Annotated in this window: 19 protein-coding genes and 1 pseudogene; 5 read left to right on the forward strand and 15 right to left on the reverse strand. The window is 56.1% G+C overall.

Going from position 1 to position 26,545, the window contains the following annotated elements; translation table 11 throughout:
• Positions 1-53: 53 nt before the first annotated feature.
• Together uvrA and uvrB are read right to left on the reverse strand one after the other, a co-directional pair.
• Positions 54-2,927, reverse strand: a complete 2,874-nt coding sequence (gene uvrA, locus A6395_RS04080; RefSeq protein WP_071397973.1) for an excinuclease ABC subunit UvrA — start codon at positions 2,925-2,927, stop codon at positions 54-56.
• Positions 2,928-4,904, reverse strand: coding sequence for an excinuclease ABC subunit UvrB (gene uvrB / locus A6395_RS04085; protein ID WP_483297287.1), 1,977 nt, complete (start codon positions 4,902-4,904; stop codon positions 2,928-2,930). It lies immediately after the preceding gene.
• A 143-nt stretch (positions 4,905-5,047) separates the two neighbouring features.
• On the opposite strand from uvrB, the gene A6395_RS04090 reads away from it, so the two are divergent.
• From A6395_RS04090 to glpK, 3 genes are all read left to right on the forward strand, one after another.
• Positions 5,048-5,905, forward strand: a complete 858-nt coding sequence (locus A6395_RS04090; protein WP_071397974.1) for a sulfite exporter TauE/SafE family protein — start codon at positions 5,048-5,050, stop codon at positions 5,903-5,905.
• 99 nt (positions 5,906-6,004) lie between these two features.
• Positions 6,005-6,712 carry an MIP/aquaporin family protein gene (locus A6395_RS04095; protein ID WP_071397975.1) on the forward strand — a complete coding sequence of 236 codons (708 nt, stop codon included), beginning with the start codon at positions 6,005-6,007 and terminating at the stop codon, positions 6,710-6,712.
• Positions 6,713-6,742: 30 nt separating this feature from the next.
• Positions 6,743-8,260, forward strand: a complete 1,518-nt coding sequence (glpK, locus tag A6395_RS04100) for a glycerol kinase GlpK (RefSeq protein ID WP_071397976.1) — start codon at positions 6,743-6,745, stop codon at positions 8,258-8,260.
• Between the two features lie 149 nt (positions 8,261-8,409).
• Here glpK and A6395_RS15855 read toward each other — a convergent pair.
• The 13 genes and pseudogenes from A6395_RS15855 to cspD all read right to left on the reverse strand — a co-directional run.
• Positions 8,410-9,759 (reverse strand): annotated as a pseudogene (locus A6395_RS15855) (IS1182 family transposase); the annotation flags it as partial.
• 326 nt (positions 9,760-10,085) lie between these two features.
• On the reverse strand, positions 10,086-11,222 hold the full coding sequence (locus tag A6395_RS04115) for a PDZ domain-containing protein (RefSeq protein WP_071397978.1): 1,137 nt from the start codon (positions 11,220-11,222) through the stop codon (positions 10,086-10,088).
• A gap of 40 nt (positions 11,223-11,262) precedes the next feature.
• Positions 11,263-12,666 (reverse strand): S41 family peptidase, encoded by a 1,404-nt coding sequence (locus A6395_RS04120; RefSeq protein ID WP_071397979.1) that lies wholly within the window; start codon positions 12,664-12,666, stop codon positions 11,263-11,265.
• Between the two features lie 98 nt (positions 12,667-12,764).
• Positions 12,765-14,051 carry a murein hydrolase activator EnvC family protein gene (locus A6395_RS04125; RefSeq protein ID WP_071397980.1) on the reverse strand — a complete coding sequence of 429 codons (1,287 nt, stop codon included), beginning with the start codon at positions 14,049-14,051 and terminating at the stop codon, positions 12,765-12,767.
• 25 nt (positions 14,052-14,076) lie between these two features.
• Entirely contained in the window at positions 14,077-14,979 is a 903-nt protein-coding gene (ftsX, locus tag A6395_RS04130) for a permease-like cell division protein FtsX (RefSeq protein WP_071397981.1), read from the reverse strand.
• On the reverse strand, positions 14,969-15,655 hold the full coding sequence (ftsE, locus tag A6395_RS04135; protein ID WP_071397982.1) for a cell division ATP-binding protein FtsE: 687 nt from the start codon (positions 15,653-15,655) through the stop codon (positions 14,969-14,971). Before ftsE ends, ftsX begins: the two co-directional genes overlap by 11 nt.
• Before the next feature lie 337 nt (positions 15,656-15,992).
• Positions 15,993-17,612 carry a BCCT family transporter gene (locus A6395_RS04140; RefSeq protein WP_071398126.1) on the reverse strand — a complete coding sequence of 540 codons (1,620 nt, stop codon included), beginning with the start codon at positions 17,610-17,612 and terminating at the stop codon, positions 15,993-15,995.
• Between the two features lie 104 nt (positions 17,613-17,716).
• Positions 17,717-18,049 (reverse strand): cytochrome c551, encoded by a 333-nt coding sequence (gene cccB, locus A6395_RS04145; RefSeq protein ID WP_071397983.1) that lies wholly within the window; start codon positions 18,047-18,049, stop codon positions 17,717-17,719.
• A gap of 107 nt (positions 18,050-18,156) precedes the next feature.
• Complete coding sequence (locus A6395_RS04150) at positions 18,157-19,014, reverse strand: YitT family protein (protein WP_071397984.1); 858 nt, start codon at positions 19,012-19,014, stop codon at positions 18,157-18,159.
• Between the two features lie 61 nt (positions 19,015-19,075).
• Complete coding sequence (prfB, locus tag A6395_RS04155) at positions 19,076-20,176, reverse strand: peptide chain release factor 2 (protein ID WP_016508664.1); 1,101 nt, start codon at positions 20,174-20,176, stop codon at positions 19,076-19,078.
• A 54-nt stretch (positions 20,177-20,230) separates the two neighbouring features.
• Positions 20,231-22,753 carry a preprotein translocase subunit SecA gene (gene secA, locus A6395_RS04160; protein WP_071397985.1) on the reverse strand — a complete coding sequence of 841 codons (2,523 nt, stop codon included), beginning with the start codon at positions 22,751-22,753 and terminating at the stop codon, positions 20,231-20,233.
• Positions 22,754-22,894: 141 nt separating this feature from the next.
• Positions 22,895-23,455, reverse strand: a complete 561-nt coding sequence (gene hpf / locus A6395_RS04165) for a ribosome hibernation-promoting factor, HPF/YfiA family (protein ID WP_016508657.1) — start codon at positions 23,453-23,455, stop codon at positions 22,895-22,897.
• 312 nt (positions 23,456-23,767) lie between these two features.
• Positions 23,768-23,965 (reverse strand): cold-shock protein CspD, encoded by a 198-nt coding sequence (cspD, locus tag A6395_RS04170; RefSeq protein ID WP_035386012.1) that lies wholly within the window; start codon positions 23,963-23,965, stop codon positions 23,768-23,770.
• 271 nt (positions 23,966-24,236) lie between these two features.
• Here cspD and A6395_RS04175 point away from each other — a divergent pair, with 271 nt between their 5' ends.
• On the forward strand, positions 24,237-24,731 hold the full coding sequence (locus A6395_RS04175) for a competence protein ComK (RefSeq protein WP_071397986.1): 495 nt from the start codon (positions 24,237-24,239) through the stop codon (positions 24,729-24,731).
• Between the two features lie 92 nt (positions 24,732-24,823).
• Positions 24,824-26,539, forward strand: coding sequence for a hypothetical protein (locus tag A6395_RS04180; RefSeq protein ID WP_252100506.1), 1,716 nt, complete (start codon positions 24,824-24,826; stop codon positions 26,537-26,539).
• The last annotated feature ends 6 nt before the right edge of the window (positions 26,540-26,545 follow it).

A 26,545-nucleotide genomic window follows, 5' to 3' on the forward strand; every position in this document is an offset into this window, starting at 1 on the left:
CCTTCAATTTGGTTACACGTCAATCATGTTCCCGTTTCTACACATTTCTATACTTATTTCTTTTTTCCTGCTTTCGGTTTGGCCCGGGCCGCATCGCGTTCGAGCACCGGTTTCAAATACTTGCCGGTATACGACGCTGTGACTTCGGCGACTTCTTCCGGCGTCCCGGTCGCGACGATCGCGCCGCCGCCGTCCCCGCCTTCAGGTCCGAGGTCGATCAAGTAGTCCGCCGATTTGATGACGTCTAAGTTATGCTCGATGACGAGCACCGTGTCCCCGTTCTCGACGAGGCGCTGCAATACGATTAACAACCGGGCGATATCGTCGACGTGAAGACCGGTCGTCGGCTCGTCCAAGATGTAGATCGTCTTGCCGGTCGAGCGTTTATGGAGCTCAGACGCGAGTTTGACGCGCTGCGCTTCCCCGCCCGACAGTTCGGTCGCCGGTTGTCCGAGCTTCATGTAGCCGAGACCGACGTCAGAGATCGTCTGGATCTTCCGCTTGATTTTCGGAATTTTGTCAAAGAAGTCGAGCCCTTCCTCGATCGTCATGTCGAGCACGTCGGCAATCGTCTTCCCTTTATACTTCACTTCGAGCGTCTCCCGGTTGTAGCGTTTGCCGTGACAGATCTCACACGGGACGTAAACGTCTGGAAGGAAATGCATCTCGATCTTGATGATCCCGTCCCCACGGCACGCCTCACAGCGTCCGCCTTTGACGTTGAAACTGAAGCGGCCTTTCTTGTAACCTCGCATCTTCGCCTCGTTCGTCGACGCGAACACGTCACGGATGTCATCGAACACACCTGTATACGTCGCCGGGTTCGATCGCGGCGTCCGTCCGATCGGCGACTGGTCGATATCGATGACTTTATCGATCTGGTCAAGCCCTTCGATTGTCTTATGCTTCCCTGGCTTCGCTTTGGCGCGGTTAATATGGTGCGCTAGCGACTTGTACAGGATCTCATTGATGAGCGTCGACTTCCCAGATCCGGAGACGCCGGTGACGGCGATGAACATACCGAGCGGGATCGATACGTCGACCTCTTTCAAGTTGTTCTCTGCTGCTTTGACGATTCTGATGAAACGATCGTCTGGCACTTTGCGCTCATCTGGCAACGGGATGAACCGTTTCCCGGACAAGTATTGCCCGGTGAGCGACTTTCTGTTCTTCATAATCTGTTTCGGTGTGCCTGCAGCGATGACTTCTCCGCCGTGCTCTCCGGCGCCCGGTCCGATGTCGATCAAGTAATCGGCTGCCATCATCGTGTCCTCGTCATGCTCGACGACAATGAGCGTATTGCCGATGTCTCGCATCTGTTTGAGCGTCGCGATCAAGCGGTCATTGTCACGCTGGTGCAACCCGATCGACGGCTCGTCCAAGACGTACAAGACGCCGGTCAGCCGCGACCCGATCTGCGTGGCTAGACGGATCCGCTGCGCTTCCCCGCCCGATAACGTCCCGGCCGCCCGCGACAACGTCAAGTAGTCGAGACCGACGTTGTTCAGGAAGCTGAGCCGTTCTTTGATTTCTTGCAAGATGAGCCGGGCGATGGCGATATCTTTTTCGCTCAGTTCGTCCATGAGCGAATCGAACAAAGCGAGCGCATGCTCGACCGAAAGTGTCGTCACTTCCCCGATGTGGCGGTCGGTGATCTTGACGGCGAGCGTCTCTTCTTTCAACCGATAGCCGTCACACGTCGGGCAGGCGTGCGTCGCCATATACGTCTCCATCTGTTCCCGGATGTAATCTGACGTCGTCTCTTTATAGCGGCGCTCGATGTTTCGGAGCACCCCTTCAAAAAAGATCGTGTTCGTCCGGACTTGGCCGAAATCGTTCTCGTAGCGGAACAAGAACGATTCTTCTTCCGTCCCGTGCAAGACGAGGTCTTGGTCACGTTTTGACAGCCGTTCGAACGGTACGTCCATATCAATGTCGAAATGCTGACACATCGAGGCAAGCAGTTGCGGATAATATTGCGAGCTCGTCGGCTGCCATGCGACGACCGCGCCTTCTTTCAACGTCTTCGCCGGGTCTGGGATGACGAGTTCCGGGTCGACGTCGAGTTTCGTACCGAGACCGTCACACGTCGGGCAGGCGCCGAACGGCGAGTTGAACGAGAACATGCGCGGCTCGAGCTCACCGATCGAGAAGCCACAGATCGGGCAGGCGTGGTGCTCGCTAAACAGCAGCTCGGTCCCGTCCATCTTGTCGATGATGGCGCGGCCGTCCGCAAGGCGGAGTGCCGTCTCGAGTGAATCGGCGAGGCGGCCTTCGACGTCAGTGCGGACGACGAGCCGGTCGACGACGACTTCGATCGAATGTTTCTTGTTCTTGTCGAGCTCGATATCATCGGTCAGTTCGATCGTCTCCCCGTTGACGCGGACACGAACGAATCCTTCTTTTTTGAGCGAGTCGAACACTTTGACGTGCGTGCCTTTCCGTCCCGACACGATTGGCGCCAAGATTTGCAGGCGCGTCTTCTCAGGGAGCTCCATCACTTGGTCGACCATCTGTGAGATCGTCTGGCTTGAGATCTCGATGCCGTGGCGTGGACAGACCGGTTTCCCGATGCGGGCGAACAAGAGACGTAAGTAGTCATAGATTTCCGTCACCGTCCCGACGGTCGAGCGCGGGTTCCGGCTCGTCGTCTTCTGGTCGATCGAGATGGCCGGGCTCAACCCTTCGATCGTATCGACGTCCGGCTTGTCCATCTGTCCGAGGAACTGACGGGCGTATGCCGACAGGCTCTCGACGTAACGGCGCTGCCCTTCGGCGTAGATCGTATCGAATGCAAGCGATGACTTCCCTGATCCCGACAGACCCGTCAAGACGACGAGCTGGTCACGGGGGATATCGATATCAATGTTTTTCAAGTTGTTGACGCGCGCCCCTTTGATGACGATCGCATTTTTCTTTTCAGCCATTTAATTCCCTACCTTCAACTCCAAGATTAAGTCACGCAATTCGGCCGCCCGCTCGAACTGAAGATCGCGGGCCGCTTGTTTCATTTCTTCTTCTAGTTTGACGATCGCTGCCTCGCGCTCGTCTTGATTCATCGAGCTGAGCGACTCGAGCACTTCTTCTTCGGCAGCGACGGTCGCGCGGATGACGCCGCGCACTTCTTTGCGGATCGTCTGCGGCGTGACGCCGTGTTTTTCATTGTATTCCTGTTGGATCGTGCGACGGCGGTCGGTCTCCCCGATCGCCCGCGTCATCGAATCGGTCATCTTATCGGCGAACAGGATGACGTGGCCGTTCGAGTTACGGGCCGCCCGACCGATCGTCTGGATGAGTGACCGGTCAGAACGAAGGAACCCTTCCTTGTCGGCGTCGAGGATCGTGACGAGACTCACTTCCGGGATATCGAGCCCTTCCCGCAGCAAGTTGATCCCGACGAGGACGTCGTATTTGCCGAGCCGCAGGTCACGGATAATCTCGATCCGTTCGAGCGTCTTGATCTCGGAGTGCATATAGTTGACCTTGATGCCCGCTTCACGGAGATAGTCCGACAAGTCTTCGGCCATCTTCTTCGTGAGCGTCGTCACGAGGACGCGTTCGTCCTGTTTGATGCGCTCGCGGATCTGGTCCATCAAGTAGTCGATCTGTCCTTTGATCGGGTGGATCTCGATCGTCGGGTCGAGTAGACCCGTCGGCCGGATGATCTGCTCGATCATGTTTGGCGTATGCTCGAGCTCATACGGGCCCGGTGTCGCCGAGATGAAAATCGCCTGACTCAACTTCTTCTCGAACTCCTCGAACTTGAGCGGACGGTTGTCCTTGGCCGATGGTAGACGGAAACCGTGGTCGACGAGCATTTGTTTGCGCGCCTGGTCGCCGTTGAACATCCCGCGGACTTGCGGCAATGTCACGTGTGACTCGTCGGCGATGAGCAAGAAGTCTTTCGGGAAGTAGTCGATGAGCGTGTACGGCGTCGCCCCCTCTTCCGTCAAGTTCAGATGGCGTGAATAGTTCTCGATGCCTGAACAGTAGCCCATCTCGCGCATCATCTCGAGGTCGTAGTTCGTCCGCTGCTCGAGACGCTGTGCTTCGAGCAGTTTGCCTTCTTCACGGAACTTCTCGAGCTGTTGCTCGAGCTCGGCCTCGATGTTGACAATCGCTTTCTGCAGCTTCTCGTCACGGGTGACGAAGTGGGATGCCGGGAAGATGGAGACGTGTTCACGGTCGGCGATGATCTCGCCGGTGAGCGGGTTCATCTCGCGGATGCGGTCGATCTCGTCACCGAAGAACTCGACGCGCAAGCACTGTTCGTCGCGTGACGCCGGGAAGATCTCGACGACGTCGCCGCGGACACGGAAGCGCCCGCGCTGGAAATCGATGTCGTTCCGTTCATATTGGATGTCGATCAGTTTGCGGAGCATCTGGTCGCGCCCCATCTCTTTCCCGACGCGGAGACTCAAGACGAGACTATTGTATTCTTCCGGGTTACCGAGACCGTATATACACGATACGGATGCGACGATGATGACGTCGTCCCGCTCGAACAAGGACGACGTCGCCGAGTGGCGGAGCTTGTCGATCTCGTCGTTGATCGAGGCGTCTTTCTCGATGAACGTGTCGGTCGACGGCACGTACGCCTCCGGTTGATAGTAGTCATAGTAGCTGACGAAATATTCGACGGCGTTGTTCGGGAAAAACTCTTTGAACTCGGAATAGAGCTGGCCGGCGAGCGTCTTGTTGTGGGCTAAGACGAGCGTCGGTTTCTTCACTTCCTGGATGACGTTCGATACGGTGAACGTCTTCCCGGTGCCGGTCGCACCGAGCAGCGTCTGATAACGGTCGCCGCGGTTGACGCCTTCGATGAGCTGGCGGATCGCCTCCGGCTGGTCGCCGGCCGGACTATATTCCGAATGTAATTCGAACGGAAGCTTGATCTTGTCCATATATATTCCTCGCTTTCTATCCCTTGCATATTGACTTGATTATAGCACATACACGAACAAATATTCGCTTCTGAGACGCTTCCCAAACCGCTCCCCGATTCGCTATAGTGAGGAGGAATCTAAACAGAAATGGGTGGGTCGTCATGTGGTCACTTCTCTTCATCCCGCTCGGCGCGGTCGTCGGCGCCTTGTCCGGTTTCTTCGGCATCGGGGGCGGTGTCATCATCGTCCCGGTGCTCTTGTTCAACGGATACTCGGCGGCAGAGGCGGTCGCGACGTCACTTTTGTTCGTCGTCGGCACGAGCCTGTCCGGAGCGAAGAAGCACTCGTCGCTCGGCAACGTGTCATGGTCGAACGGTCTCACGGTCGGTCTGGCCGGTGCCGTCACCGCGCAGCTGTCGAGCCGGGTCGTGCTGTCAATCTCCGGGATGTATGACTGGTTGCTGAATGTTTTCTATTTGCTTATCCTCTCTTATTTTGCCGTTACGCTTCTAAAGAAAACATCAAAGCCACCGAAACGCAAAAAATCTGGATTCGCCGCAAGTTTCTTCATCGGTGCGATCGCCGGACTCTTGTCGGCACTCCTCGGCATCGGCGGCGGTTTCATCATCGTCCCGTTGCTCGTGAGTTGGCTCGGTTTTTCGACGCACCGCGCCGTCGGGACGAGCCTTGCCGCCGTTCTGTTCATCTCGCTCGGCGGACTCATCGGTTACTTGCCTTCGTTGTCGCTCGATTATGTCGCGCCGCTCGCCTTGGTGACGGGCGCTTTTGTCGGTGCCCCGCTCGGTGCATCGCTCACGAATCGTTATCGGGACCATGAGATTTCAAGACGGCTCGCTTGGCTCTACTTGACTGTCATCGCCTCGATCGTACTCGACCTCTGGGCGGCATGGTGGACACCGTTGTCTTTCGTGAGCTTAGGGGTTCTCTTCATCTTTCTCGTCGGGATCACCCTTGATTTTTCCAAACATTTTACCAGTCCGAACCACTTTCCTCATTAAAAAGTGGTTTTTTTCAATATCTTGGTTTTAAAGCGCTTTCAAACGGGGGATATAGAAAAGTGGTAAGCCAAATCCAATATGGAAGGAAGGGAGTATCACATGTCAGCATTTGTCAGCGAAATTATCGGTACAATGCTACTCATCTTGCTCGGTAACGGTGTCGTCGCCGGCGTCGTCCTCCGCCACTCGAAAGCCGAGAACGGCGGCTGGATCGTCATCACGTTCGGTTGGGGTCTCGCCGTTATGGTCGGGGTGTACGCCGCAGGTATTTACGGAGGCGCGCACATCAACCCTGCCGTCACGATCGGACTCGCGACAGCAGGTTCATTCCCATGGGCCGATGTGCCACTGTACATCCTTGCCCAATTCATCGGGGCATTCATCGGGGCTTGTCTCGTCTATGTGCACTACAAACCGCACTATGACGCGACCGACGATCCGGGTGCAAAGCTCGCTACGTTCTCGACCGCTCCTGGTATTCGGAACACTCCGTTCAACTTGATTTCGGAGATCATCGGGACGTTCGTCCTCGTCTTCGCATTACTATCGTTCGGCGCCAACACGTTCGCCGACGGGTTGAATCCGCTCATCGTCGCATTCTTGATCGTCTCGATCGGTCTCTCGCTCGGTGGAACGACCGGTTATGCGATCAACCCGGCCCGTGACCTTGGACCGCGGATCGCGCATGCGATACTCCCAATCAAAGGCAAAGGGACGTCCGACTGGGGCTATTCATGGATTCCGGTCGCCGGACCGATCATCGGCGCTGTCATCGCCGCGTTGCTCTATGGTATCCTCGTCCCATAATCACCCTAACTTCTAAGGAGGCACATTCATATGGACAAAGAAAAACGGTATATTTTAGCAATCGACCAAGGTACGACCAGTTCACGGGTCATCATCTTCGACCACGACGGTAAGATCGTCACAACCGCTCAGCGCGAGTTCAAGCAGTACTTCCCGAAACCAGGCTGGGTCGAGCATAACGCCAACGAGATCTGGGGTTCCGTCCTCGCCGTCATGGCCGAGGCGTTCGGTTCGGCCGACATCGACCCGAAAGAGATCGCGGCCATCGGCATCACGAACCAACGGGAGACAGCGGTCGTCTGGGAGAAGTCGACCGGCAGACCTGTCTACAACGCCATCGTCTGGCAATCGCGTCAGACTGCCGGTATTTGTGACGAGTTGAATGCGGCCGGTCACGCTGAACTGTTCCGCGACAAGACCGGATTATTGATCGACGCTTACTTCTCGGGAACGAAAGTGAAATGGATCCTCGACAACGTCGAAGGCGCCCGTGAGAAAGCAGAAGCGGGAGACCTCTTGTTCGGAACAATCGACACGTGGCTCATCTGGAAACTCTCGGGCGGTCACGCACACGTCACCGACTACTCGAACGCGTCCCGGACGCTCATGTACAACATTTATGAGCAGAAGTGGGACGACGAGTTGCTCGACATCCTCACCGTACCGAAGTCGATGTTGCCTGAAGTCAAGGCGTCGAGTGAAGTATACGCCAACACGATCCCGTACCACTTCTTCGGGTTCGAAGTCCCGATCGCCGGCGCGGCAGGTGACCAACAGGCCGCCTTGTTCGGCCAAGCTTGCTTCGAGTCAGGTGAAGGGAAGAACACATACGGAACGGGTTGTTTCATGCTCATGAACACGGGAGAAGAAGCCGTCAAATCGGACCACGGATTGCTCACGACGATCGCCTGGGGCTACAACGGCAAAGTCGAGTACGCGCTCGAAGGATCGATCTTTGTCGCCGGATCAGCCATCCAGTGGCTCCGTGACGGACTGCGTATGCTCAAGTCGGCGAAAGATACGGAACAGTATGCGAACCGTGTCGACACGACCGACGGGGTCTACGTCGTCCCGGCCTTCGTCGGACTCGGTGCCCCGTATTGGGACTCGGACGTCCGCGGCGCCATCTTCGGGATCACCCGCGGTACGGAAAAAGAACACTTCGTCCGGGCGACGCTCGAGTCACTCGCCTATCAGACACGCGACGTCTTGACGGCGATGGAGCAAGATTCCGGCATCGCATTGAAGACGCTCCGCGTCGACGGTGGTGCGGTCAACAACGACTTCCTCATGCAGTTCCAAGCGGACATCTTGAACGTACCGGTCGAACGTCCGGAAGTGAGTGAAACGACGGCGCTCGGCGCCGCCTATCTCGCCGGACTCGCCGTCGGGTTCTGGAAAGACCAGAACGAGATCAAGCAGCAATGGAAACTCGACCGTCAGTTCGAACCGAACATGGACGAAACGCATCGTGAAGCGCTCTACAAAGGCTGGCAACACGCCGTCGAAGCGACGATGGGCTTCAAACCCTCAAAACTTGAAGTGTAAGCATACGAAAAGGAGCATCCGCGACGGATGCTCCTCAGGCTGTTGACGAACCAAATCGCCCATCGCGATTTGGTTCGTCTCTTTTTGTGTTCATCGAGCTCGAGGCGCTCTGCCCGGCATAAAATTGAAGAAATGCTATGTAGACGGTCTTTTTCGGCCAACAGGTTGGCCAATTTCTTCATGTTTTGTGCGGTGGCTGCCACCAGGTTGGCGCACTGGACCTTCTCGGTCCCCCGGTAGAACGTGAAGCGGAGCCCGTGAAGCTCTTTCGCGTCGGCGAACGAGCGCTCCACGGTCTGCGGCCGGAGACGATAGAGGTATCGTCCGGATTCGGACAGACGGTTCCGGTTCACCAATTCGCGATAGGTTTCATCAAGATGACGGGTGATGACGCGCCGGTGGGCACGATTGGACGTACACTTCTCGAGAAGCGGGCAGTTCTTACAGACGGCGGGGTCGGAGGCGTAGTGGTGATACCCGTGTCGGTCTGTCGTTCGATAGGTGAGACGCTGTTTCGCCGGGCAGACATAGACGTCTTCTTCTGATACATATTTTGAAGCTCGTCCTCCGAAACATCCCCTTCTTCCCGCCGTAAGCGGCGCCAGGCGATGACGCCGAAGACGCCGCGCTCGATGAGCGCCTTCGCAATCTCTGTCGTGAAGTACCCCGCATCGAGGGCGACTGCCTCTAGCGGATAGCCGAATCGGCCGAGGATATGCTCGAGACGGGCGAGGTAGACGGTGCTGTCTGACACTTCCCGGGCGTGACGTGCACATCGACGATGAAGTTGTGTTTGGCGTCGACCGTCCGGTGCGCCAGCCAGAAAAAGCCTTCCGGCTTCTGGTCACGATACATATAGCCCGCATCCGGGTCGGTCCGGCTCACCTTGATGAACCGGCTCTCCCTTTTCGGTGAGGCGGGCTTCAGCGCTTTTTTCCACGGTCCGACCGTTCTTCGTTCACCCGGTCTAGGAGCTCGCCCTCAATCGCGTTCACAACGCGCTCGACCTCGACCTTGTCGAACTTCTTCTTGTTCGCGTTGGCACGGATGTGGGTCGAGTCGGTGATCAGGATTCGCCCCGACACGAAGCCGTGGGCTTCGGCCTGACCCAAGATGTCCTCGAAGATCTGTTGGAAGACGTCCTTCCCTTTGAAGCGGCGCCGATAGGCCTGGCTGATCGTCGAATGGTCGGGTACCTTCTCATCAATCCCGAGCCCGAGGAACCAGCGGTAGGCGAGGTTCGTCTGGACCTCTTTAACCGTCTGGCGGACGGAACGGATGTTGAACAGCGGGCCGAGGAGGATGATCTTGATGATAATCTCGGGGTCGATGCCGGGCTGTCCGGTGTTCGAGTACAGCGGCGCGCAAAGGCGGTGCACGATCGAGAAATCGATGTGGCGGTCGATCTTTCGGACGAGGTGGTCTTGCGGGACCATTTGGTCCAGGGTGGTCTTCGTCTGAATCGGTTCATGTCTCTTCTCCGGGTGGGCACGGTACATATGGGGTTCCTCCCTAGTCAGCGGACGGGTTCGGCGTTTATCTGCCTTTTCCCGTTTTTACCGGTTCGAAGAACATGTCCGAGGCTTTTTCTTCGGCCATCGAGGCCTCAGAAAAAGACAAACGGCCGCCAGATGGCGACCGTTTGCGTTGCTCGTCCGACGGCGCCCCGACTCCTGCAGGAAAGCAATCCAACGGAGACCCAGCAGCGACATAAGTCGCGATGCGGCTCCGGGATTGCCTGCGGAAAGCGTGGGCGCCGGAAGGACGAGCGATTCTATTGATGTTAGTCAACAAGCTGAGGAGCATCCGCGACGGATGCTCCTTTTTATAATTTTCGTAAGCGCAAGCGCGGGCTCATCGGTTCCCCGACGAACAAGATGCCGAGCTCGTGCGGGTCGGCCTCATACATCGCCCGTTGCACGAAGCGGATATCCCCGTTCAAGTTGAGCACTTCGAGCTTGATGTACGGCTTATGGAGTTGCAGCGCCTCATAAAAGCTGCTCCCTCCGGTGATGACCGTACCGTTCACTTTGTAGATTGACTCACCTGGGACGAGTTGCATCGTCTCCCCCGGCGAACCCGGAAGCGTATCGATAATGACCGCCCCGCGGTTCCCGTTCAAGAAGACCGGTGTCGTGCCGCGGTTCTCCCGTTTGATGAGCTGCAAGGCGAGTTCATACAAGACGAACAGACCGATCAACACATAAGCGACGTACGGGACGTCGAACGCGTACGACCCGGCGAACAAGCCGAGCGCGACCACTGCGAGCAAACCGCGATACAGGCTCAACCGGCCGAGCAGCGTTCCCGGCAGTGCCCCGGTCGATAGCAGGCTGACCCCGATCGGGATCGGCAAAATGACCGGCACCGAGAAGTCGAGCCCGAACGACGGCGGTAAAAAGACGACGAGCGGAAAGAACCAAATCCGCTTGACGACGTGTCCGCCGATGAACTGGCCGCGCTTCGACAAGATGAGCGTCGGTGACGTCTCTTTGATCCCATTCCAACGAAGGAGGATCGCTTCGGCGAGCGTGACGATGCCGAACACGAGCGCATACACCGGCCACTCGACGCCAGCGAGCCGGTCGACCCAATTCGTGAGCCCGGCTAACGGGACAACGTCGCGCAGACCGATGACCACGAGCATGATCAGGAACGGAAACGCCGGACTCATGAAGCGCGGATGCATCGTCAAGACGATCAGGGCGTAGAGGACGGTGAACGTGACGACCCACTCGAAGTTGACCGTCGTCTCGAGCAAGACGGTCGCGACAGTTCCGAGGACCGCGAGCAACAGACTCGGCCACACAAAGTGGCGCCAATCTGACTTCGGCGAGCGCCGGCGCGACCGGAACATGCTTCGCTCCCGTTTAATGCGCGTCATGGATATGTAAGCGAGGGCGACGAACGTCGCCCAGAGCAGCGGACTACCTAACAAGGTCAACAAAGCGGTAAAACTCATTCGTAGAACGTCCACACTTGTCCAATCCTTTCCCTAATCCTTATTTTGCGGCTTCTTCAAGTGCCCGGTTCAACTGAGCATCGTTCGCCTCGTCTTGGATGACTTCAAGCAACCGTGACTCGAGCGCGGACGCCGTCGCTTCATTGACGACCCCGTCCTCCGTCAAGTTGTTGTCGGCTTGGAAGTCCGAGACCGCCTGTGCCATCGTGTCACCGAAGTAACCTGCCTGACCGCCCGGCTCATAACCGATCCCTGTCAACACCGTATGCAGGTTCGACACCGCCTCGCCGTAGTCCCCGACTTTGAGCGAATCCTCTTCCGCGAGGATACGGTTGACCCCAAAGTAATCCGGTTGATCGACCTCAACGTCAGGCTCGATACCCGTCTCGTTGATCCAATTGCCGTCCGGTGTGAGCCATTTGCTCGTCGTCAGCTTCAAGTTGCTGCCGTCTTCCAAGTCGAACGCCGTCTGGACGACGCCTTTCCCGAACGTCGTGTTGCCGACAATCGTCGCACCGGCGCCTTCCTTGAGCGCACCGGCTAAAATCTCGGAAGCCGAGGCCGAGCCTTCATTCGTCAAGACGAACAGCTTATACGGCTTCGCCTCACGGGCGCGTCCGTTTTGGGCCTCACGTTCCCCGTCGGCGTTTTCGATTTGAACGACCGGCTTATCCGTCGGTACGAACCCTTCGGTCATCGCGATAACGGCCGGCAAGAGACCACCCGGGTTGCCACGGACGTCGATGATCAAGCTATCGATATTTTGGCTCTCGAGCGTCTCGAGCTGCTCTAAAAACTCATCGGCCGTCGGCTCTGAGAACTGGGTCACTTCGAGATAGCCGATCTTTTTGCCATCCTGCTCTTTCACTTCCGAATAGACCGTCTCGATTGGGATCGTATCCCGCGTGATCTCATAGTCGGCCTCTTGCCCGCCGCGACGGATCGTCAGCGTGACAACGGTTCCTTTTTCACCACGGATGAGCTGGACCGCCTCTTCGACGGCCATCCCTTCAATCGATTCGCCGTCGACCGCGGTGATGATATCCCCTGGACGAAGGCCTGCCGCTTCAGCTGGTGCACCTTTGATCGGAGCGACGATCAAGATGTCTTCTCCTTTCTTCTCCAAAGTCGCGCCGATTCCTTCAAAGCTCGACTCGATCGAGTCGGTGAACTGTGACGTTTCTTCCGCGTCGAGGAAGTCAGAGTACGGATCATCGAGCGCTGCCGTCATGCCGTCAAGGGCACCGGTCAACAAATCTTCTTCCGAGATGTCCTTTAGCGAGTGCGTCTCGATCAAGCTGCGGACTTGTTCGACTTTGTCCCAACCCTCTGCTTTCGGTTGGATCGGTAACCTCGTATCGGTGAACGCCATCGTCGCCAGGCCTGCACCGGCCCCTGCCACGAACGTCGCGCCGGCGAGTAGTCCTGCGGTTGTATTTTTCACGGGTAAGTCCCTCATTTCTTTTTGTCGGTCTTTCATCCAGTATAGCAAAAACTTCAGAAAAACGGACGCGTTCCACATATTTGGGACGCGTCCGTCTGTCAGTAGCCGATATAAGGGCCCGGGTCGACCGCATTTGGTTGCCCGGGTGCCCATTCCCCACGGTGGAGCTCGAAGTGGAGATGAGGTCCCGTCGACCAGCCCGTGTTGCCGAGCGTACCGACCGTCTGGCCCGCCCCGATCGACTGCCCGGCCGTTACCGTGATCGAATCTAAATGACCGTAGACGGTCGTCCAGACTTGCTCGCTCACGACGTGCGAGACGAAGACGACGTTGCCGTAACCGGTCGCTTCAGCCGCCTTGATGACGATGCCTGGGGCGGCCGAGACAATCGGTGTGCCGGTCGCGTTGACGATATCGATGCCACGGTGCGATTCCGGCGCCCCGGTGAGCGGGTTTTCACGCGGTCCGAACCGGCTCGACACGTAACCCGACACCGGGCGCAAGAACATACTGACCGGAGCCGTGACGGCTTCCGGTTCCGCTGCTGGCGGTGCCTGTGGTGTAAGGGTTTCTTGATTCGCTTCGGCTCGTTCGGTGGCTTCAGCTCGTGCTGCTGCTTCGGCCCGTTCCCGTTCAGCCGTCGCGATCGCGTCGAGCTGACTGGCGATGATGCGACGCTGTTCGTTCATGAGCGCCTGTTCTTCGTCACGGGTCATCCGTTCGAGCTCGAGCAGTTCGACCTGCTCGTTCAGTTCTGAGAGGAGCGCATGCTTCTCTGTGGCCGCTTGGTCGAGCGCTTGTTTCGTGACGACGAGTTCGCGCTCTTTTTGTTTGACGAACGACAACTGTGTCCGTTGCGTCGTCTCGAGCGTCTCGAGGCGCTCGACTTCATGCATATAACTATGTATGAGGTCCCGGTCTTGCTCCGCGATCGTCTGTGCGGTCATGAGCCGCGTCACGAAGTCCCCGAACGAACGGGATTCGAATACGACTTGGAGATAAGACCGGTCCTCGTGTATTTGAAGCACACGAAGACGCTCACTAAGGAGCGCCTTCTGGCCTTCAAGATACTGCCCTTGGGCAGCGAGTTGTTGGCGGGTCGCCTCGAGCTCTGAGCGTGCCGCGTCCGCTTCGACTTGCTGGACGGCGATCTGTTCACTTAAGCCCTCGAGACGTTCATTGACGGCGCGAATCTCGGTTGAGACCGCGTCGCGCTGTGCCTCGGTGACTTCGAGCTCGGCGTCCGTCTCGACTTGCGCTTTCTTGGACTGCTCCAATTGATTGGATAGACGATCTTGTCGTTCTTTCAACGTCTCTTTCTCCGTCGCCATGACCGGCGCGGCGAGTAGCGTCAAACTTAATCCAAGCGCAAGCGAACGTTTCATCCGCCAATTCCCCCTCGTATTTAAATTATACTTTCAAGAATCGACCGAGCGATGTCGTCGATCCCCAGATCCCGATGAACGCACCGAGCGCAAGCAAGACGAGCGAGACTTGCGTCGTGAGTACCGATGGATCGATCAATTTAAATATATCACTATTCAGTTGATCTAGCGATGGTTGTAAAGCACCATATGCGACGTCATACCCGAAATAAATGACCGCGATCGGAATGAGCGCGCCGAGCACACCGAGCAGAAGCCCCTCGATGAAGAACGGCCAGCGGATAAAGCTGTTTTTCGCTCCGACGAGACGCATGATCTCGATTTCGCGACGGCGTGAGAAGATCGTCATCTTGATCGTGTTCGAGATGAGGAACATCGCCATGAGCGTTAGTCCGACGATCAACACGAGTCCACCGATGCGGATCCCGTTGAAGAAGGCGAACATCTTATCGATATAGTCCTGACCGTACGTGACCTTATCGACGTTTTCAAGTGACTGGACTGCATCCGCGACCGTCTGCGTGTTGAGCGGGTCTGCCGCTTTGACGATATAGCGGTCATGGAGCGGGTTGTCTTTCTCGACCGTTCCGTATGCGTTAGCGTCTTCCCCGAGCTGATTGCGGAAGCTTTCGAGTTCATCCTCTTTCGAGCTGAACGTCACCGAGGCGACGCCCGGGATCTGTTCTAAGTTCTCGCCTAGCTTCTCGACGTTCGCTTCCTCCGCCGTCCGTGTGACGAACACTTGGATCTCGACGTCGTTCTCGACGTTCTCTGAGATCTCGTTGACGTTGAACATGACGAGAGCGAAGATGCCGACGAGTAACAAGGTGATTGTGACGGCACTGATGGCCGCAAACGACATCCAACCGTTGCGAAGCGTCCCTTTGAACCCTTCGCGTAAATGGCGTAGCCCACTTTTAAATATCATAGCCATATGCTCCTTTCTCTTCATCGCGGACGACTTTGCCGTTCTCGATCGCGATGACGCGATGACGGATCTTATCGACGATGTCACGGTTATGTGTCGCCATGACGATCGTCGCCCCACGGCGATGGATCTCTTGGAATACTTCCATGATGCCCCATGCCGTATCCGGGTCTAGGTTACCGGTCGGCTCGTCGGCGATGATGAGCTTCGGCTTGTTGACGATAGCGCGGGCGATCGAGACACGTTGCTGTTCACCACCTGAGAGTTCGTCCGGATAGTTACGTGCCTTATGTTTAAGTCCGACGAGGTTCAAGACGTCCATGACTTGCTTACGCATCGTATTCGTGTCGGCCTGAACGACTTCAAGTGCGAACGCGACGTTCTCATACACTGTTAATGAAGGGAGCAGCTTATAATCTTGGAAGATGACGCCGAGCTGGCGGCGCAATTTCGGGACGTGACGGTTTTTTAATTTCCCGACGTCGATCCCGTCGATCAACAGTTGACCGTTCGACGGCTTCTCCTCCCGATAAATCATCTTCATAAACGTCGATTTACCGGCGCCGGATGGTCCGACGACGTATAAAAATTCGCCGTCTTCGATCTTCAAATCGAGGTCGTCAACTGCGACGACACCGTTTGGATATACTTTACTAACTTTTTGCATCGAGATCATAACGTATTCCCTACCCTTTTTATAAATTTTTCATGCATCTATGACGAGTGTGTGATTGTTTAGTAAGTGAATATTTTCGCCTAGCCTCAGTTCTACACGATAACTAGTGATTCTGTCAAGGCACCGTCCAAGTTTCGGAACGGGCCATGATTTATCCGGTTCAGTAGTAGGAGCGCCTACAATTATAACAACCAGAATTTTAAATAACCATTACAGGATTGTTTCAGTTCGATTGAGTTCGGTGTGAAATTGTTGAACTGAACGTCCGTTTCACATCGCAGTCACATTTGATGAAGCGCACATGCAAACAGGCACTCGCCGGGGCGAGTGCCTATATTCAATCGTTCCGTTTATCGGTTGGACGTTCTTTCAACGCGTCGAACGGCGAACGTTTCCGTTTCCGGTACTTGATGTGAATCGTCGGTGACTCATACTCTTCCGACGCCCGGATGTCTTTGCTCGAGACGCGCATGAACGACCAGGCGAGAAGAATCATGATGAAGATGAGTGGGAATCCGCCGACGATGCTCGCCGTCTGCAACGTGTCAAGTCCGCCGAGGAACATGAGCGTCAGCGGCATGATACAGAGAGCGAACGCCCAAAACAGACGGTTCCAGACGACTGGCTCTTCTTCGACATGCTTTTGCGTGACCGATGCCAAGATATAGGATGACGAGTCGAACGTCGTCGCGAGGAAGATGATCGCTAGGACGGTGAACACGGCGACGACGACTTTACCGAACGGCAACTGGCCGATGACGGCGATGATCGTCGCCGGCGGTCCGTACATGTCCATATACGAGATGACGTCGAACGCACCGGTCAAGTGGAGATACAGCCCATAATTGCCGAGTATCCCGAAGAACAGGATACAGCCGAACGTCCCGTACACCATCGTCCCGATGATCATCCCGCGGATCGTCCGTCCCCGCGAGATCCGGGCGACGAACAGGCCGACGAACGGTGCATAGACGAGCCACCACGCCCAGTAGAACACCGTCCACGATTCCGGGAAACCTGTCTCTTCAAAGCCGCCGAGGTTGCCGAACGGCTCCATCCACGTCGCCATCAAGAAGAAGTTGTCGAGCATCGTGCCGACCCCGTTGAACGTCGTCTCCAAGATGAACCGGGTCGGACCGAAGACGAAGACGAACGTCAAGACAATGATGGCGAGCCAAATGTTCAAGTCACTCAGCACTTTGATGCCCCGCTTCAAGCCGACGTACGAGCTGATGGCGAAGATGACGGTACAGATGAGCATGATGACCGCCTGCATGCCGAGCGTGACCGGGATGCCGGTGATCTCGTTCACCCCTTCGGCGATCATCGGTGTCCCGAGGGCGAGCGTCGTGCCGGCCCCGCCGAGGAGACCGAAGATGAACAAGATGTCGATGACTTTACCGACCGGTCCGTCCGCCCATTTTCCGATGACGGGCCGGACCGCTTCGCTCACTTTCAACACCGATTTGCGGCGCACATAATAGAAGTAAGCGATCGGCAACGCCGGCAGCGTATAGATCGCCCAAGCGATCGGCCCCCAGTGGAACATGCCGTAGGCGGTCGCCCATTGGATCGCCTCGGTCGACTCCGGTGTGATACCGAACGGCGGTCCTTGATAGTAGTACACCCATTCGATGACCGACCAATACAAAATACTCGAGCCGATCCCGGCGGCGAACAACATCGCCGCCCAAGAGAACGTGCTGAACTCGGGTTCCTCATCTTCAGCGCCTAACTTGACGTGCCCATTTTCACTGAAAGCGACGAAGATCAAAAATCCGAACGCGCCAAGCCCCATCGCTAAATACAACATGCCAAAGTTCGTCGTCATGAACGTGTTGGCGGCGCCGACCCATGCCTTCCCCGTCTCCGGGAAAAAGACGAGCGGCAACGTCACCGTCAGCAACAGGACGAACGCACCGATGAACGTCGGCCAATCAATCAGTTTTGTCTTCAAATCATATCCACTCCGTTTCAATGTCTTTATCGTTCCTTACCAAAATTCGATCAATCCAAAATGCGGAATGCAAAAAAACCACGGTTATCCCGTGGTCCTGATGATCACTTCTTCTCAGCGAGCCAAGCTGCGACCGCTGTGATCTCTTCGTCTTTCTCAATCACGTTCGCAGGCATCGCGCCTTGTCCGTTTCGAATAATGTTCTCGATGTCTTCAGCCGAGAGGCGTGCGCCGACGTCCGTCAATGCCGGACCGCTCATGCCTTCCAAGTTCGCACCGTGGCAGGCTGCACAGTTCTGTGCGTATACCGCTTCCGCGTCGACCGAAGCCGTCGTCGAGCCCGTATCCCCATTGCTTGTCGTTTCTTCTTCATCGCCGCCACACGCACCGAGCGTGAGCATGGCGCCGAGGCCGATGGCCATCATCCACTTCTTCATATAGGGTTCCCCTCCTAAGTTGTAGAAATTGCCTACATTATCCATTATAACCGTTTTGACAAGCCCTTTAACCTAATCTCACGAAAAGTACACAAAGATTCCACATCTCACGGGACGTTGCTATACCGTTTATCCGAGGTGAAACCTTGGCCCATCACCTCGTGCGCCTCGCTGAAGATGAGGAACGCGTCGGGGTCGATGCGGCGGATCAAGTCTCTCAACCGGCTCACCTCGTTCTGACGGACGACGACGAGCAACATCGGCCGGTCGAGACGCGAATAGGCGCCGATCGCCTGGATCTCGGTCGCGCCCCGGTCGAGCTCGTCGAAGACGGCGCGCGTGATGACGTCACGCTTGTCCGAGATGACATACGCCATCTTGTCCTGCGTGAAGCCGAGCTGGACGAAGTCGATCATCTTGATCGTGATGTACAAGGCGATCAGCGCGTACAGTCCCGTCGTGAACGAGAACGTGACGGCCGCGACGACCACGACGGTACCGTCGAGGATGGCGATACAGAGATAGAGCGGGATGTGGGTGAACTTATGTAGGATCTGGGCGAGTAAGTCCATCCCTCCGGTCGAGGCCCGGCCGCGGAAGATAAGCCCGAGGCCGATCCCGACACCGACGCCGCCGAACACGGCCGCGAGCAGCGTATCATCGACCGCCGCGCCCGCACCGATCGCTTCATAAAACAAGATCACACCCGGTAAGAAAATCGAGCCGACGAGCGATTTGACGCCGAAGCCGAGTCCGAGGATCATCCAGCCAACGAGGAGCAGCAACACGTTCGAGACGAGCTGGAACGCCCCCGGCGAGATGCCGAACAGTTCATACGTGATGATCGAGATCCCACTGACGCCACCCGAAGCGATGTTGTTCGGGAACAGGAACAGACTGAATGCCGAGGCGACGAACACGGAACCGGTCAATAAGTAAATATAGTCTTTGACGATTTGCTTCATTAAAGAAATTCTCCTCTACATACAACGTGGCTCAAAGACAGACGTCTTTGAGCCACATGCATCACATATTTGTCTTACGGAGGTAAGCGTCGATGAAGCCCATGATGTCTCCATCCATGACGCCGCTCGTGTTCCCGACTTCATAACTCGTGCGGTGGTCTTTGACCATCGCATACGGATGGAAGACGTATGAACGGATCTGGCTACCCCAGCCGATGTCTGTCTTCTCACCGCGGATCTCGTCGAGCTTACGTTGCTGCTCATCGAGTTCGCGCTGGTACAGTTTCGCCTTAAGCATCTTCATCGCCGCTTCACGGTTCTTGATCTGCGAACGCTCGGCCTGACATGAGACGACGACACCCGTCGGCACGTGCGTGATCCGGACGGCCGAGTCGGTCGTGTTGATGTGCTGACCGCCGGCGCCCGACGCGCGGTACGTGTCGATGCGGAGGTCTTCGGTTCTGACGTCGATCTCGATATCGTCATCGAATTCCGGCATGACGTCGCACGAGACGAACGACGTATGACGGCGACCTGATGAGTCGAACGGCGAGATCCGGACCAAGCGGTGGATCCCTTTCTCTGCTTTCAAGTAGCCGTAGGCGTTATGCCCGACGATGCGGAGCGTGACCGACTTGACGCCGGCCTCCTCGCCCGCGAGGTAGTCGACCGTCTCGACTTTCCAACCTTGCTTGTCCGCGAAGCGCTGATACATGCGGAGAAGCATCGAGGCCCAGTCTTGCGACTCGGTACCACCTGCACCCGGGTGCAGCTCGAGGATGGCGTTGTTCGCGTCATACGGTCCGTTCAAGAGGATCTCGAGTTCGAACGCGTCGAAGTCGGCCTTGAGCGCCATGACCATCTCTGAGAGATCACCTTGCATCTCGACGTCCGGTTCTTCCTTGATGAGTTCGAGCGTGACTTCGCCGTCCTCGTGACCATCCGCGAGCTCTTGATACTTGTCGACCATCGCTTTGAGCACGTTCGACTCGTCGATGACTTTTTGTGCCTTCTCTTGGCTGTCCCAGAAGTCCGGGTACGTCATCTCGTTCTCGAGCTCGGCGATGCGCGCCTGTTTCTCTGTTAAGTTGAGCGATTGTCTGTAATTTTCGAGGCGTTTTGCCATGCCCTCGAGTTCGTTCCGAATATCTGAAATTTCCATAGTGAGATTCACCTTTCCGTAGGAAAGAGGCGAGCAGGCTCGCCTCTTCAAAAATTAAGCTTGTTGTTTGCCGTGACAGTTTTTAAACTTCTTGCCTGAACCACACCAGCACGGGTCGTTGCGCCCGAGGCGTTGGTCTTCTGAACGGCGGACCGGTTTTTTCTTCACCGGTGCGTCGTCCTTGCCAGACACCGCCACTTCCTCCTCGACGACTTTCTCGCGTCGGAGGTTGTCGCCGACCTCGGCACGGAGCACGAAGCCGGTCACTTCTTCCGAGATGGCCGCGTTCATCGCGTCAAACATGCTGACGCCTTCCGCCTGATACTCACGGAGCGGGTCGTTCTGTCCGTAAGCACGCAAGTGGATACCTTGACGAAGCTGGTCCATATGGTCGATGTGCGCCATCCAGTGCGAATCGACGGCACGGAGCACGATGATCTTCTCGAACTCGTTGAACCGGTCCGGTGGTGCGAGTTGACGTTTCGCCTCATATTGGGCGTTCGTCCGCTCAAGCAACAGCTCAGTGATCTCCTCGCGTTCTTTGCCGTAGAAGTCTTTCCCGGCGACCGCATTCTCGAGGGCGAGCGTCTGGTTGGCCCAGTGCGCCAGCTCGTCGATGTTCCATTCTTCTGGCACGAGTTCGAGCGGCGTGTATTGCGCGACGCCCATCTCGACCGTCTCACGGATCATCGAGCGGACGATCTCGGTGACCGATTCGTTCTCGAGGATGCTGGCCCGGTCTTTATACATGACTTTACGTTGGTCGGCCATGACGTTGTCGTAACCGAGCAGCTGTTTACGGGCATCATAGTTGTTACCTTCGACACGTTTTTGGGCAGACTCGACCGCTTTCGAGACCATGCGGCTCTCAATCGGTTGCGTGTCGTCCATGCCGAGGCGCTCCATCATGCTCTGGAGGCTGTCGGTCCCGAAGCGGCGCATGAGCTCATCTTCGAGTGACAAGTAGAACTGCGATTTACCCGGGTCGCCTTGACGACCGGCCCGACCGCGGAGCTGGTTGTCGATCCGGCGCGACTCGTGGCGCTCGGTACCGACGATGTAAAGACCGCCGAGCCCGATGACGCCTTCGCCGAGCTTGATGTCGGTTCCGCGTCCAGCCATGTTCGTCGCGATCGTGACCGAACCTTTTTGTCCGGCGTTCTCGACGATTTCGGCTTCACGGGCGTGGTTTTTCGCGTTCAAGACTTCGTGCTTGATCTTCTTCTTCGTGAGCAGCTTGCTCAAATACTCAGACGTCTCGACGGCGACCGTACCGACGAGGACCGGTTGTCCGGTCGCGTGCGCCGAAGCGATCTCTTCGACGACGGCTTTGAACTTGCCTTCCATCGACTTGAAGATGAGGTCGGAACCGTCTTCACGGACGATCGGCTTGTTCGTCGGGATTGTGACGACTTGCATGTTGTAGATGTTACGGAACTCTTCTTCCTCCGTCTTCGCCGTACCGGTCATCCCGGCCAGCTTCTCATACATCCGGAAGTAGTTTTGGTACGTGATCGTCGCGAGCGTCATCGATTCCCGTTGAATCTCGACGCCTTCTTTCGCTTCGATCGCCTGGTGCAGACCTTCCGAGTAGCGGCGTCCGTCCATGACCCGACCTGTGAACTGGTCGATGATCATGACTTGGCCGTCGCGGATCATATAGTCGACGTCATGATGCATAACGGCGTTCGCACGCAACGCGAGCCCGACGTGGTGGTTGACCGAGACGTGCTCGATCGCGAACAAGTTGTCGATGCCGAAGAACTTCTCGGCGAGGTCGACCCCTCTGTCCGTGAGCAACACCGATTTTGTCTTCACGTCGACCGTGTAGTCGTCTTCGAGCTTGAGCGTCCGGACGAACGCGTCGGCACGCGTGTACAACTCGGTCGATTTTTGAGCCGATCCTGAGATGATGAGCGGGGTCCGCGCCTCATCGACGAGGATCGAGTCGACTTCATCGACGATCGTGTAGTAGAGCTCACGCTGAACACGGTCTTCCTTATAAAGGACCATGTTGTCACGCAAATAATCGAACCCGAGTTCATTGTTCGTCGAGTACGTGATGTCACAGTTGTACGCCGCCTGCTTCTCGACGCGGTCCATGTTCGAGACGTTCAGTCCGACCGAGAGGCCGAGCGCGAAGTAGAGCGGTTCCATGAGTTCTTTGTCACGTTTCGCCAAATATTCGTTGACCGTCACGACGTGTACGCCACGGCCAGTCAGGGCATTCAAGTAAACCGGGAGCGTCGCGACGAGCGTCTTCCCTTCACCGGTCTTCATCTCGGCGATGTCGCCGTTATGGAGCACATAGCCCCCGATGAGCTGGACGCGGTAGTGACGCATGCCGAGCACGCGTTCTGACGCCTCGCGACAGACCGCGAACGCTTCCGGAAGGATATCGTCAAGCGTTTCCCCTTTATCCAGACGCTCACGGAATTCGACAGACTTCGCCTGAAGTGCCTCGTCAGACAACGCCTTCGTCGGCTCAGCGAATGACTCGACTAAGTCGGCTGCTTTTTCTGCTTTTTTCAATACTCGTTTCTGTGGAGCAAATAAATCTTTCAAAAAGTTCGCCATACGTTTTATCTCCTCTGCACTCAGTCAAAAATGCATGTTTTTTCCCTAATTTACAGTTTAACCGAAGTGACCCACGCTTTCAAGGAAAGGCAAAACGAAACGGCCCTCCAAGTCGGAGGGCCGTGTGAATTCAAAGTTAGATTATTCAGGTTCGATCAAGCCGTATTTACCGTCTTTCCGACGATAGACGACGTTCGTGTTCCCGGTCTCCGCGTCTGAGAAGACGAAGAAACTGTGACCGAGCATGTCCATTTGAAGGATCGCTTCTTCCGTGTCCATCGGCTTGAGCGTGAATCGCTTCGTCCGCACGAGTTCGAGTTCTGCCTCGTCCTCGTCATACGCAGGAATGTCTTCAGAACCTTCGAGTGATTTGAAATACTCGCCGATCCCGCCTTCTTTGGCGCGTCCTTTACGGTTGAGCTTTGTTTTGTGTTTACGGATTTGACGTTCCAATTTGTCGACAACGAGGTCGATTGCCGCGTACATATCGAGGTTGGTTTCCTCAGCGCGAAGCAATAAGTTCGTCATCGGGATCGTCACTTCTACTTTTTGCTTTTCGTTGTACACTTTCAAGTTGACGTAAGCCGTCTGTGCATCCGTAGGAGTTGTGAAATACCGAGTCAACTTCTCCAGCTTTTTCTCGACATAGTCTTTGATGGCTGGTGTGACTTCAATGTTTTCGCCGCGAATGTTATAAATCATCTTAACTCCTCCTTAAAATAACCGCTTGAACCAATGATTCGTCAATTTGGACCGAATCTCCTGCCTCTCTATAAAAAGAAAGTGGAAACAGGTGGCTCATATATAGTATACCCCGAATTCAGTTTGTTTGAAAACGTTATCATCAGAAAATAATGACAAATTTGTTCCGATGCTCACGCCTGCAATCGAATCGGTTGTATAAAAAGATGTTACCCGTTATCGCCGTTTTTAAACTCGTTTTCTTAAGGGGGAAATATTATGTAGACAAAACAAAAAACCGACTTCACGAGGAAGCCGGTTCACGGTTTGAAATTATAATTTTACAACGTTAGCCGCTTGTGGGCCGCGTTCGCCATCTACGATTTCAAACTCAACTTCTTGACCTTCGTCAAGAGCTTTGTAGCCGTCAGTTTGGATTGCTGAGAAGTGTACGAAAACGTCTTTGCCGCCTTCTACCTCGATGAAACCAAAACCTTTTTCTGAGTTAAACCATTTTACTTTACCTACCATGTGCAAATCCATTCCTTTCACCATTGAAGAATACAGAGGCTTTCCCTCTAATAGCTATATTACCACCTTATCGTCCTCGACACAAACATTTTCTGCTTTTTTGTAAATGAATCGTCTTTTGGCTTACATTGGAATTATATTTCCCTACTTTTCATATTGGCTTATTGAATTTACATTTTTTGTGATATATCATTGAAGGGATGATTTAGGTTTGTGCTCTTTGAGTATCGGCCGATCCTGAAAATCTAATACGAGGAGGATGGTGCAGCGTATGCGCCCCTACTATTCCGAGGAAAAATATCGCATCACGAAGCGAACCGTGGCGATCCTGCCTTGCTTCGACATGATGAAGCAATCGCGGATCATTCTCGAGGACGGCAGCGAAATCTCGACCCCGCTCCGGCCGTACCAGTTGCTGCAGCTCTCTTGCCGCCAGTACAACAGCTCGATCGAAGAACGGATCTTCGTCGCCAAACGCGTCGCCGGGGTCAAAGGCAAAGTGCCGGTCGTCATCGAACCGACGACGGGACTCGTCTTCTTCCCGACGAAATCGCCGAAACGTGAAGATTGCGAATGGTACGCCTGGTCCCACATTCGGGACATCGCGACTGTCGAGGGTGCCCCGCACGGCGTGATCGTCACGAAAGACGGTCACCGCATCCAGACGAACGCGACCGCGTACGTCTTAAAAAACCAGATCAAAGCGACCGGCGAATTGGTCGCCCGGTTCCAACAACTGAACATGAGCCCTGCGCTCGAATCTTGACCGGCCTTCCGTCGTTTGACGGGAGGTTTTTTTATGGCCTTTTTGCTTCACTTTTTGAAAAAGAGGTCGATATATTGGTCGAGGTGACAACAATGCAAATCCAAGTGCAACTCGCTACAACCGTAGCCGCGAACGCGGGTGTTCAGATGAACCGCGTCTATAAAGCTGAAATCGTCAAACAGACCGGTCCTGACACGGCCATCGTCAAGGTCGGCGGCGAACAAGTCGAGGTCACGTTCAAAGACGGGCTGCCGAAGACGAACCCGTTCCAACTAACGCTCGTCGAAGAGGACGGGGTGTTGCTCGGGACCGTCGTCGTCAAACCGGAAACGGAGACGACGAACGCACCGGCGCAAGGGACAAAACCTGAGACGAAAGTCGATACGAAAATCCAAGCGTTGCTCGCATCGCTCCCGCCCGAAGTGCGGAGCGCCGTCAGCCGCTTGATCCAATCGGGACGCCTGCCTATGAACGAGGACACGGTCCGCTTGCTCGAGACCGTCTTCAAAGGCGACATGCGCGACGCCGTCCTGTTCTTGCGCACGATGGACGCGCCCGTCATCAAACCGGACGTTTCCCGTGACATCGCGGTCGCTTCATTAGATGAAGCGAAACGTCAACTGAAGATGCCTGCACCGGACGCGCCGTACCCGCAAAAAGAGCGTTACGTCGAACTCGTGAACTTGTCGCGACCGGCCGCAGAACGCGTCACACCGACACCGGAGACGGTCGACCGGCTGATCAAAGAACTCCCGGCCGCACCACCCGTCCGTCCCGAACCGAGGGAAGCCTTGCCGCCCGTAGGCGGACGCCAAGTCGTGGTCAAGGAAGTGACGACGCATCTCGCTGCCGTGACGAACACGTTCCGCGCAGAACAGGCGACCTTGACAAAACAGCTCGGACAAGTCGCGGCCCTCGTCGAATCGAAGCCGCATTTGGCCCGCCCTGCCTTAGAGACGGTCGGGACGCGTCTGACGCAACTCATCCAAAAGACGGACGCACTGTTACATACCGACGCTCGGCAAGAGAAAGCACTCGTCGCGATGACGGCGAAGCTCGACGTCGCCTTGTCACTGTTATCGACGAAGCCTGCCGAGAGTGCCGCCCTCATTAAAGACGTGCGCACCGCGTTGAACGAGTTCCGCTACGTGCCGAACCAGGTCCGCGTCGAATACATCCCGCATGGCGCCACTCGTGCCGGTGAGGTCCACGTGACACCGCTCCGCCTTGACGCCAACCTGTCAGGCCGCCACGTCCAAGAGACGGCGCAGCGCGTCCAGACGGCCGCGCAACAAGCGCAAACTCAAACGTCACAAGCCGTTCAGGCATCGGCCTTGTCGGTCCGCTCGGAAGCGGCGTCCCCGGAAGCGGCGCGCCTCGCCTCGTTCTTCCAAGTCCAACAGACGATCAACCGGCTCGACGGCGGGCAGCTCCATCAGCTCCTGCTCGCCCTGCCGGCGAAGGTCCAGGAGATCGATACCGGCATCCACGTCCACATCCAAAACCGGGAAGCCGGCGACGTCGTCGATTGGGAGAACAGTGTCCTCTACATCCGGCTCGAGACACCTCGCTTAGGCGAGATCGGCGTGAAAGTCGAAGCGCTCGACCGCAACCTCCGGCTCACACTCGAACATGATGACCCGACGGTCGAACGGATCGCACGCCCGCTGCTCGGCAAGATCGAGACGACGCTCGAAGCGATCGGCTACCGGAGCGTGACGACCCAGTTCCGCCCGCTGACGAAAGCCGAGAAAGTCGAAGTCGAGCCAGAGCGCACGCAGACGACCGGCTATGACTTTAGAATCTAGGAGGCC

The organism is Exiguobacterium sp. SH31 (assembly GCF_001816105.1).
Classification (GTDB): domain Bacteria; phylum Bacillota; class Bacilli; order Exiguobacteriales; family Exiguobacteriaceae; genus Exiguobacterium; species Exiguobacterium aurantiacum_A.